General features: G+C 57.3%; 8 protein-coding genes. All 8 read right to left on the bottom strand.

All coding sequences use genetic code 11. The features are described from left to right. Window positions 1-175 (bottom strand): sodium:calcium antiporter (locus K0B87_08155; GenBank protein MBW6514712.1); only part of this gene is annotated, 175 nt, incomplete at its 3' end. Between the two features lie 67 nt (window positions 176-242). Next, on the bottom strand, window positions 243-1,616 hold the full coding sequence (gene glmM / locus K0B87_08160) for a phosphoglucosamine mutase (GenBank protein ID MBW6514713.1): 1,374 nt from the start codon (window positions 1,614-1,616) through the stop codon (window positions 243-245). Between the two features lie 6 nt (window positions 1,617-1,622). After that, the gene (locus K0B87_08165; GenBank protein MBW6514714.1) at window positions 1,623-3,425 is read right to left on the bottom strand and encodes a peptidylprolyl isomerase; all 1,803 of its coding nucleotides are present in this window, start codon (window positions 3,423-3,425) and stop codon (window positions 1,623-1,625) included. A 78-nt stretch (window positions 3,426-3,503) separates the two neighbouring features. Continuing rightward, on the bottom strand, window positions 3,504-4,592 hold the full coding sequence (locus tag K0B87_08170; protein ID MBW6514715.1) for an LptF/LptG family permease: 1,089 nt from the start codon (window positions 4,590-4,592) through the stop codon (window positions 3,504-3,506). Between the two features lie 8 nt (window positions 4,593-4,600). Continuing rightward, complete coding sequence (locus tag K0B87_08175) at window positions 4,601-5,920, bottom strand: LptF/LptG family permease (protein ID MBW6514716.1); 1,320 nt, start codon at window positions 5,918-5,920, stop codon at window positions 4,601-4,603. After that, window positions 5,917-7,911, bottom strand: coding sequence for an NAD-dependent DNA ligase LigA (gene ligA / locus K0B87_08180; GenBank protein MBW6514717.1), 1,995 nt, complete (start codon window positions 7,909-7,911; stop codon window positions 5,917-5,919). Before ligA ends, K0B87_08175 begins: the two co-directional genes overlap by 4 nt. After that, window positions 7,908-8,705, bottom strand: a complete 798-nt coding sequence (locus K0B87_08185; protein MBW6514718.1) for a beta-ureidopropionase — start codon at window positions 8,703-8,705, stop codon at window positions 7,908-7,910. The genes ligA and K0B87_08185 overlap by 4 nt, the downstream gene beginning before the upstream one ends. After that, complete coding sequence (gene hydF, locus K0B87_08190; protein ID MBW6514719.1) at window positions 8,702-9,907, bottom strand: [FeFe] hydrogenase H-cluster maturation GTPase HydF; 1,206 nt, start codon at window positions 9,905-9,907, stop codon at window positions 8,702-8,704. Before hydF ends, K0B87_08185 begins: the two co-directional genes overlap by 4 nt. Window positions 9,908-10,283: the final 376 nt, after the last annotated feature.

Raw genomic sequence — 10,283 nt, forward strand, 5'->3', positions numbered from 1 at the left:
AGATATTCAAGATCAATTCCGGGGTGGAGGTGCCCAAAGCCACAACCGTGAGGACGATCACGATCTCCGGGACCCGGAACCGCCTGGCCAGCGAACTGGCGCCGCGGACCAACAATTCCGCGCCTCCGATCAAGAGAACGAATCCCCCGGCCAATATCAATAGCGAGATTAGCATTTAATAGCGCTCATTTGAAGCCGGCAATGGAGCCAATACCCAAGCCTCTGGCAAGAAGCTTTTTAAACTACCCGCCCAGTTTTGCCAGGATATCCCGGCAAAGCTGCTCAGATCGTTCCTGCGACTGGCTTTCAGCATAGACGCGGATGATGGGTTCGGTGCCGCTCTTGCGGATGTGGACCCAATGATCAGCTTGCGTGGCTTTGATTCCGTCGCGCAGGTCGAGTTCATATCCTTCCAGCAATCCGGGCAGGCTGGCCAGGGCAGGTTCCATACGCTCCGGAGCGAGTTCCAGCCTGGCTTTGGCGATATGGAAGCGCGGCAGTTCGGCCACGATCTGGGAAACTGTTTGGCCGCGTTCGGCCAAAAGCCCCAGGATCAAGGCCATTCCAGCAATGGCGTCACGGGTGTAATTGACCTCCGGGCAGATTATCCCGCCGTTGCCTTCGCCGCCGATGGGCGAGCCGAGCTCCTGCATGAGCTTGCCCACATTGATCTCGCCGACCTTGGCCCTGTGGACCCGCACTCCGAAGCGGGCGGCGATGTGGTCTGAAAGCATCGAAGTGGAGAGGTTTACGACGATGTCACCCGGGTTTTTGGGCAGGATGAACAGCTCCGCCAAGGCCACGGAGTATTCCTCGCCGATGCAAGCGCCATGCTCGTCGACGATGGAAAGCCTGTCCACATCCGGATCGGTGGCGAAGCCCAGATCAGCCTGGTGGAGCTTGACAGCCTCCTCAAGCTGGGTGAGGTTCTCGTTCAGAGGCTCGGCCGGATGGGCAAAGATCCCGGTGGGGGCTGAGTTTATCTCCACAAGCTCACAGCCCAGGGCTTGGAGAAGCAAAGGGGAGACGAGGCCGCCGGCGCCATTGACGGAATCCAGCACCACCTTGAATCTTCGGGCGCGGATCAGTTCCAGGTCCAGCCAGGGAATCTGCAGCACTTGGCCGATATGGTGGGCTATCGCTTCTGAATCTTGAACCAGGGTTCCGACGCCCTGCCAGCCCTTCCATTCGACTTCATCGTCGCTTGAGGCCAAAAACCGGGCGGATCTGTCCGCAGATAGGAACATTCCGTCGCCATCGACAAATTTAAGCGCGTTCCACTGGGGCGGATTGTGCGAGGCCGTGATGGCGACCCCACCTTGGGCGGAGTGCTTTTTGACGTTGAGCAGGACTGTGGGGGTGGCAACAATGCCGATCTCCACCACATCACAGCCGACACTGAGCAGACCGGAGACGACGGCATTGAGCATGGCGATCCCCGTGGTGCGGGAATCCCTGCCCACCACTATCTTGGGCCGGCCTGATGCGTCCCGATGGAGTGAATTCAGGCTGATGAACTGTCCGAACCGTGCCGCGTAGCGCAATGCGACAGAGGGGTTCAGGGTGTCCGCGAAGACGCCCCGAACCCCGCTAACGCCGGTCATCAGCTTGTTCATTAAGGCTTAATAACCGTATTTATACCTGTTGTCGATGATCTTGGCGTCTTTGCGCACCTGCTGGAACCAGCGGTTGAAGGCGGCGTCCTCCATGCGCTTGCGCAGTTCTTCCTGCTTGGCATCGGTGAAGGTGGCCATGTCCGGTTTGTTGCGTGTTTCGGCAAAGATGATGAAGGAGCCTTCCTTGGTGGTGACCAGCGGTGAAAACTGCCCGGATTCAAGGGCCAGGGCGGCCTGGCTGAATTCTTCGTCGGTGGCGTTGACGACCGGAATGTAGGCTTTGTTTTTGTGTCCGTTTAAGTCGATGATCTTCCAGCCGGCGGTTTCGGCGGCGCTGAGATAATTTTCCTGGGGGACCTTCTTATAGAAGTCCTCGGCCATGATCTTCACGTTGGCTATCTTCTTCTGCTTTTCGAGGTCATACTTGATCTGCAGTTTTTTGGCCTCGAAATCCTCGTAGTAGGTCTTCGCGTTGTCAATGACCTGGGCCACGATGATCTGTTCCATGTTGTTGCGGTTGATCCGGAAGGGTTCCGAGACCTTGCCCGGCTTCTTGTTTTTCATGAACTGGTAGAGCCCGGCGTGCTGGCCGATCCCTTCCAGGGTCGTGCTTTCATGGGAGAGCCAGGGGCTGGTGGTGACGTCCTTTTCCAGCTCCTTGGCAACTTCGTCGATGCCTTTCCTTTCGATCCTTTTCTGCACTTCTTCCGCTTCGTCCAGGATGTCGTTTCTGGTCCGTTCAGAGGTTTTGACCGAGAAGAGGATGTGGCTGGCGGCAATCTTATCATCGCCGGCATCTGGGAAGGGGAGGGAATCGCGTCTGACGATGTGCCAGCCAAACTGGGTGCGGAAGGGCTCTGAGATCTCGCCAGGCCTAAGCTTGAAGGCGACCTCATCGAATTCCGGCACCATCTGTCCGGGGCCGAAAGTTCCCAGTGAACCGCCTTGCTCAGCGGAACCGGGATCTTCGGAAAAGTCCAGGGCCAGGACCGCGAATTCTTCGCCGTCCCGGGTCAGGCGGGTGTATATGTCGTCGATCTCCAGCTTGACATCCTCGTAATCCTGGTCGGAAGGCTGGATGTCCCAGGTGATGTATTTCAGGCGCGAGGCCGGGCCTTTCTTGAATTCTTCATCCTTGTGGGTGTCGTAGTACTGCTGGATCTCTGCATCGGTGACGGTGACGGCTTCGGACTGGTTGTGGTCGAACCAGATCGCTTTGCCGGTGACGCTGTCGTTGTCTTTCACGAATTCGGCCCTGAGGCTGTCGATGGTGATTCCCGCCGCGGCTTTGATCTTGTCCTGCAATTTCTTGCGGGGCAGATAGGCCTTCATGTATTCATAGAGCTGGGCTTTGAATTCCGGGACGTTGTTCAGGGCGTCGAAATATTTCTTGCGGTCGAAGACCCCGTTGGTCTGCAGATTCTCGTTCTGGAGCAATTCCTGGGGAATGTCGTTCTCCATGGCGTTCTTGATCTCGGCTTCGGAAACCTTGATCCTTTGTTTCTTGATCTGCTGGTCCCAGAGGGCTTCATTGACCATTTCTTCCCAGGCGGTGTATTGGATGCTCATGCGCATCCTGTCATCGATGTTTTGGCCCTGCTGGCGATAGCGGTCTTCGATCTCCTGCATCTTCTGGTTGTAATCCTTGGACGTGAACTTGGTGTTGTTCACTTTGCCCAGGTAGTTTCCACCAAAGGCTCCCATGATCTGGCTGCCGCCAAAAATACCGCCCGCTCCGAGGCTTAAAATGAAGGCCGCGGCGACGATGTACACGATTATCTTTTGTTTCTTTCTCAGGCTGTCGAGCATTTATCTCCTCCCATTGTGGGTACAATTTCAGTTTGAATAGCCAATATTTTGGAGGGCGCTTTTTCTTCAAGGTTTTTTTTATATTTCTGCCTTGCGCAGGAACAGCAGGCCCAGCACGGTGAAGAACAGATTGGGCAGCCAGGCGGCCCAGACGGGCGGGATAACTCCATTGTAGCCAAGGCTTTGGATAACGCGCACCATGATCAGATAGGCGAAGCAGACCACCAGGCCGAGCAGGAAGATCAGGCCGCGCCCCTTGGACCTGATGTTGGAAGTGGCAATGGGGATGAAAAAGAAGATCACGATCAGGTTGGTGAGGGGAAAGGCGAGTTTCATGTGCAGGTCGACGATCTCGCGGTGGGCTTTTTCGCCCATTCGTTCCAGGCGGTTGATGTAGTCCCGCAGCTCGAAGAAATTCAGGGAGATGGTCTTCTTGGTGATGCGCATGAAATCCTGCGGCTCCACGTCCAACAGAGGCAGGTCGGTGCTTTGGTAGTATTGGTAGTAGTTCTGCCGGCCTCCGTCAAAACGGCGGATCTCGCAATCCTCGATGATCCATCTGCCGTCTTTCCAAACGGCGGCCGAGGCGGTGATGTGTTCCGTGATCTGGCTGCCCTGGCCGTCGAGCCGGGTGAGGTCGATCACCCGCAGCGCGTTTTGGTAGCCGTCGAAGAAGCCAAAGTAGTAAAAATCGTTCTCCTGGCCCTGATAGTGGATGCGGGCTTTGAGCATTTGGTCTTCCATCTGTTCGCCCCTGATCTTCACGTTGTACACATGGCTGCGGGTCTTTTCCGCCCAGGGCAGCAGATATTCGCCAAACACGGCCACGCCCATGCTGATCAGCAGGCCCAAGACGAATAGCGGGAACATGGCGCGTTTGATGCTGACTCCGGCCGCCCGGATGCCGACGCTTTCGTTGTGCTTGGAGAGCGCGTTCATCATGAACAGGCCGGTGATCAGGACCGTGACCGGCGAGGTTAGAACGATCAGATAGGGCAGCCTGAGCAGATAATAGAGGATCGCCAGTTCCCAGGTTGCGCCGCTGCGCATCAGGCGGGGCAGGTTGTCGATGACGTCGATCACGATAAACACCACTGCAAAGGAGATGAAGATGACCAGATAGGTCTTGAGGAATTCGCGGATGACGTATTTATCCAGAATGCGCATGGTGTTCCTCAGTGGATGAGTTCATCCGGGGTCTCTTCTTTTTTGACCTTGAGATGCGAGAGGCGCCAGCTCAGCAGATTGAGGTTGACAAGCTGCTTTTCGTGCACCGAGGCGTAGATGAGGATGACCCCCAACACAAAGAAAACCAGGTTGGTGACCCACATGGCCAGAAAGGGGCTCACGATACCCCGGTCGGCAAGCTGCTCTCCGCCGGTGAGGGCCACATAGTAGATCAAAAAGATCACCGAGGAGACCGAGAAAGCCATGCCGATTCCGCTGGTGCGGGTCATCAGGCCCAGGGGGATGCCGACCATCACAAAGATCACGATGGCGAAGGAGAGGGCGAATTTTTTTTGGTATTCCACCTGGAGCGACTGCAGGATCTCGACCAGTTCCTGGCCCTGGTCCTCAGCCATTTGCAACATGACGCCGAGGCGGCGGTATTCCGTGCCGGACTCAGTGCTGCCGGACAGCCGGTCCAGCCTGGAACGCAGGTTGGCGATCTCGGTTTCCTTGGCTTGCAGTTCCAGCCTCCTGTCCCGGATCGCAGCCACCAGCTGGTCGTAGGTCATTTCGCGATCGGAGCGATAGCTTGTTCCTCCGAAATCGATGCTGGCGGCCACGTTGCGGATATTGACGGTGAAATGCTCAAACTTCCGGAGCTGGTATTTTCCGGGCTCCCGCTCATTGCGTTCGTGCATCTCGCCATTGTGCAAAATGATCCGCAGGCTGCTTCCCCCGTCCATTTGCTCGACTTCGCCGCTGCGGGCCAGGATCGTGCGCGGCAGCTTGGTCTGGCTGCGGTCATAGATCAGCACGTCCCGCAGTTCGTTGTTGTTGTTTTCGCCCACGAAAACCGTGTAATCCATCAAAGTGGTGAATTCATTGGGTTTGATGATGGTCATGGGACGGTAGTAGGCGATCTTGGTGGTGAGGTTTTTCAGCTTGTGGTTGGTATTGGGCAGGAAATAGTGGTTGAAATAGACCATCACCCCGGTGAGCAGCAGGGCTACCACAAACAAGGGCAGGAGCAGGCGGTAGATGTTTATCCCGCTGGATTTCATGGCGATCGTTTCCCGGTCCACGGCCATTCTGCCGAAAGCCAGGATGGTGGCCACCAACACAGCCATGGGGATCGAAAGCGCCAGCATGTAAGGCAGGGAAAGGGAAAAGAGGTCGATGATGGTGCCCGCGTCCAGCTTTTTCTCGATGATCAGGTTCATCAGGTCGAGCATGCGGTCGATCAGCAGGATGAAGGTCACCACCGCCAGGGAGAGCAGGAAGGGGACAAAATGCTCGCGGACGATGAAACGCTGCAGGATCTTCATTCGGGCAGCCCCAGCATGGCCAGAACGCCGGCTTCGTCAAGGATCGCGATGGAAGGTAGCTTGCGTGCCTTTTCAAGCTTGGAGCCGGCTTTGTCGCCCACGATCAGATAGTTCAGTGCAGGGCTGACCCCGCTGACGATCCTGCCCCCGTGGCTTTGGATCAGGTCTTCCATCTCCTTGCGGGAATAATTGGGCAGGGCGCCGGTCAGCAGGAAGGTCTTGCCTTCCAGGACATTCGAGCTTTGTTTGCTGCGCTGGGTGAAATTCACGCCCAGGGAGCGTAGTTTCCCGATCAGTTCAAGGTTCGCGGGAATCCTGAAATAGGCCTTGATGGCTGTGGCGATCTTGGCGCCCACCTCTTTGACCTGCACCAGGGTTTCCTCGTCTGTTCCGAGCAGCGCGTCGATGCTTCCGTAATACTCGGCCAGGTTGCGGGCCGTGATGGAGCCGACGAAGCGGATTCCCAAAGCGAACAGCACCCGGTCGAAATTGCGGTCCTTGGAGGCCTCGATGGCGTTTTTCAGGTTTTGGGCGGATTTGCTGCCCAGGCGGTCGAGCGCCGCCACTTTGGCAAAATCCAGGGTGTAAATATCCGCGATACCCTCGATCAGTCCGGTTTCCAGCAGCCTGGCGATCAGGCTTTCGCCCAGGCCGCTGATATCCATCGCGTCCCGAGAGGCAAAGTGCTCCAGCCGCCTCTGCAACTGGGCGGGGCAACCGGCATTGGGGCAATAGTGGATCGCGCCCTCTTCGTCCTTTTCCAGAGGGCTGGCGCAGACGGGGCAGGTGGTGGGAAAACCGACCGGCACTGCTTCAGGAGAGCGTTTTTCCGGGATGGCTTTCAGGATCTTGGGAATGATCTCGCCGGATTTGATCAGCAGCACCGTGTCGCCCAGATGCAGGCCCAGGCGCTTGATCTCGTCCTCATTGTGCAGGGTGGCGCGGGATACCGTGCTGCCGGAGATGTAGACCGGCTCCAGGATCGCCACGGGGGTAACGGCTCCGGTGCGGCCAACCTGGTACTGGACCTCGAGCAGCCGGGTTTCCTTCTCCTCGGGTTTGAATTTGTAGGCGACAGCCCATTTGGGGCTCTTGGACGTATAGCCGAGTTTTTTTTGCAGGGCCAGGTCGTCCACCTTCACCACCACACCATCGATCTCATAGGGCAGGCTGCCGCGCCGTTTTTGCCATAGATCGCAAAACTCCTGGACCTCAGCATAGGAGGCGCAAAGCCTGTGCTCGCCCGAAACGGGGAAGCCCAGGCCGGCCAGCCAGTCCAATAGTTCTGATTGCGCCTTGGGCGGCAGTTCCTCGCTGTAGCCAACGCTGTAGAGGATCGCGGCCAGATGCCTGTCTTTGACCAGATCAGGGTTCTTGAGCTTGATGGAACCCGCGGCCGCGTTGCGTGGATTGGCAAAGGGCTTTTCCTCATTGGCCAGGCGCTGTTCGTTGAGCTGGAGAAAATCTTGCACGGGGATGTAGATCTCGCCGCGGATCTCGATGGGGGAGGGGTGGGCGATGTTTTTGGGGATGGACTCCAGCGTGCGGACATTGGTTGTCACGACCTCACCGGCGTAACCGTCCCCCCGGGTTGTGGCGTATTGCAGCTTGCCCCGGTCGTAAAAGAGATTGATGGAAAAGCCGTCGATCTTGAGCTCCACACAGAGCGGGGGCAGGAAACCCAGGTCCTGGCTGAGTTTGGAGGCCCACTGCTCCAGTTCTTCCGCGGAATACGCGTTATCCAGGGAGTACATCCTATGTTTGTGGGGTATGGTGTCCGAGCCCGCGGTTAGGTCGCTGCCCACCTTATCCAGCGGGGATTCCGTCGTGGTCGCCTCGCCAAGTTGGGTTTCCAACTCCCTCAATCGGCGCGCCAACTGGTCATACTCGTAATCCGGGATGGCGGGATTGGCCAGTTCGTAATAGAGCACGTTGTGGCGCTCGATCTCGGCCCGCAGGCGCTGCAGCTCTTTTTTCAGATCTTCGTTCATGGCGTGTAAAATTCCGGGCGCCGGTCCGCGAAAGCATCGTTGAGCGGGGTCACGGCCTTGTCCAAAGCAAGCTCCGGCTCGATCTCGCAGGTGCGGACCCCAGCCTCGGTCTCGTTCATCCGGGCCAGGATCTGGCCCTTGGTTCCCAGGATCTGGCTCATGCCGGTGAAAGAGACGCTTTCGGGGCCGTTGCTTTCGGTTCCCATGCGGTTGGAAGTGAGGGAAAACACGCGGTTTTCCAGGGACCGGGTGATCATGGCCTGCTGGCACCATGGCAAAACCAGGTTCGCGGGATGGCAGATGATCTGCGCGCCCTTCAGGGCAAGGGTCCGCGCCGCTTCGGGAAACTGCCAGTCGAAGCAGACCATCATGCCCAGCCGGACGCCGTTTTTTCCCGGATGCACGTTCAGGCCTGTGTCGCCGGGGCTGAAGAACAGCTTTTCCCGGTTGAACAGATGGGTCTTCCGGTAGATATGAAAGCTGCCGTCGGGATTGACCAGGGCGCTGGAATTGAAGGCCTTGCCCTGTGAGCGTTCCGCGAAACCATAGACGATGCTGAAGTTCCTCTCCCTGGCCAGGTCTTGGAAGAACCGGAAGGCCAGTCCCTCGGGAACCGTCTCGCTCACCGAATCGACTTCCTCCTGGCTGCAGAAGACATAGCCTGAGGTGCAAAGTTCGGGAAGCACCACCAGATCTGTCTCCAAGCCCTTCAAGAGGGCCTCGGTCCGGGCCAGGTTTTCAGTCACGTCCAGCAGTTTGGGCTCAAATTGCAGAACGGATACCCGATAGCTCACAGCGATATCCCCAAGGGCTTGACCACGCGCGGCAGAACACCCTGCAGATGCGAGATCGCCATGCCGTAATTGGTGATGGGAACCCCTCTGCGCGTGGCTTCCATGATGCGCCGGTTCATTTCCATGGGATTGATCATGCAGCCGCCGCAGTGGATGCAAACCGCGTAATCTTCCAGGTTATCCGGGAAATCGTGCCCCGCGAAAATGTCGAAGTGCAGTTCCCTGCCGGTTATTTCCCTCAACCAGCGGGGCAGTTTGACCCGGCCGATGTCGTCTTTCTGAACGTGGTGTGAACAGGCCTCGGCGATCAGGACATTGTCGCCGTCCCGGAGCTGGTCCAGGGTCCGGATCCCGCTTAATAGGGTGTCCAATTCACCCTTGTAGCGGGCAAAGAGGATTGAAAAAGTGGTCAGTTCAACGTTATGCGGAGTTTCCCGGTTTACCTGATCGATCGCCTGGGAATCGGTCACCACCAGGCGGGGCGGTTCCTTGAGCATGGCCAGCGAGGCCAGAAGCTCGGTTTCCTTCACCACGATCGGGATGGCGCCATGATCCAACAGATCGCGGATCACCTGCACCTGAGGCAGGATCAGGCGTCCCTTGGGAGCGGCGGAATCGATCGGGCAAACCAGGATCACGCGGTCGCCCTGATCCACCAGGTCGCCGGCCAGAATGCGGTTTTCCTTCAAATACTTGGGCGCCAGGCGGATGATCTCTTCCTTGGCCTGCAGGATCCCTTCCTTGCTGGCGCAGGACACCGCCACATAGCTGATCCCATGCTGGGAGCAGTATTCCAGGTTGGATTCCGGGACTTTGGCCAGGTCGCTTTTGTTGAAGATCAGCAGAAGGGGGACCTCCATCTCGCGGATGCGGTCCAGCATCTCCAGTTCAGAGGCGTCGAAAACGCTGCCGGGATTGACGAAGAGCACTATGTCCGCCCGATAGAGGATCTTGCGGGTGGCGCTCACGCGTTTATCGCCCAGCTCGCCGATATCGTCGATGCCGGCGGTGTCAAAGAAGGTCACCGGACCCAGGGGCAGCAGCTCATAATGCTTGTCCACCGGATCGGTCGTGGTGCCAGCGACTTCGGATACGATCGCGATCTCCTGGCCCACAATGGCGTTTATCAAACTGCTTTTTCCGGCGTTCCGCTTGCCGATCAAGGCGATCACAAGCCGCTCTCCGCGTGGCGCAGTGCTCATTTTCAACTCCATAACGAGATTTTTTGCAATTTTTCCCGATCGCCGCTATCGGTCAAGTCCTTTTATAGTTCGGGCCAACGTCGATCGAGCAGAGGCAATTACCTCCAAGCATGCAAAATCAATACCATACCCCGCAGGCTCAGCCGCTATGGTCAAATTCCCAGGTTCCCAGATTCCCCGCCGTACCGGGTAAGCAGTGGGTGAAATCAGAAAAAGGGACAAAACCCGATCCTAAACGAATGTATGATATAAGACCTTTGCGTAATTGCTTTATACTGGCATGACAGGGCATGGTTCGGAAAGTTATCTACAACATCCGGAGATTCATCGTCCCGATCGATGAAAAGTCCCTGGATTCCCCACTATTTTGTCACTA

It is taken from the genome of Candidatus Syntrophosphaera sp. (assembly GCA_019429425.1).
Classification (GTDB): domain Bacteria; phylum Cloacimonadota; class Cloacimonadia; order Cloacimonadales; family Cloacimonadaceae; genus Syntrophosphaera.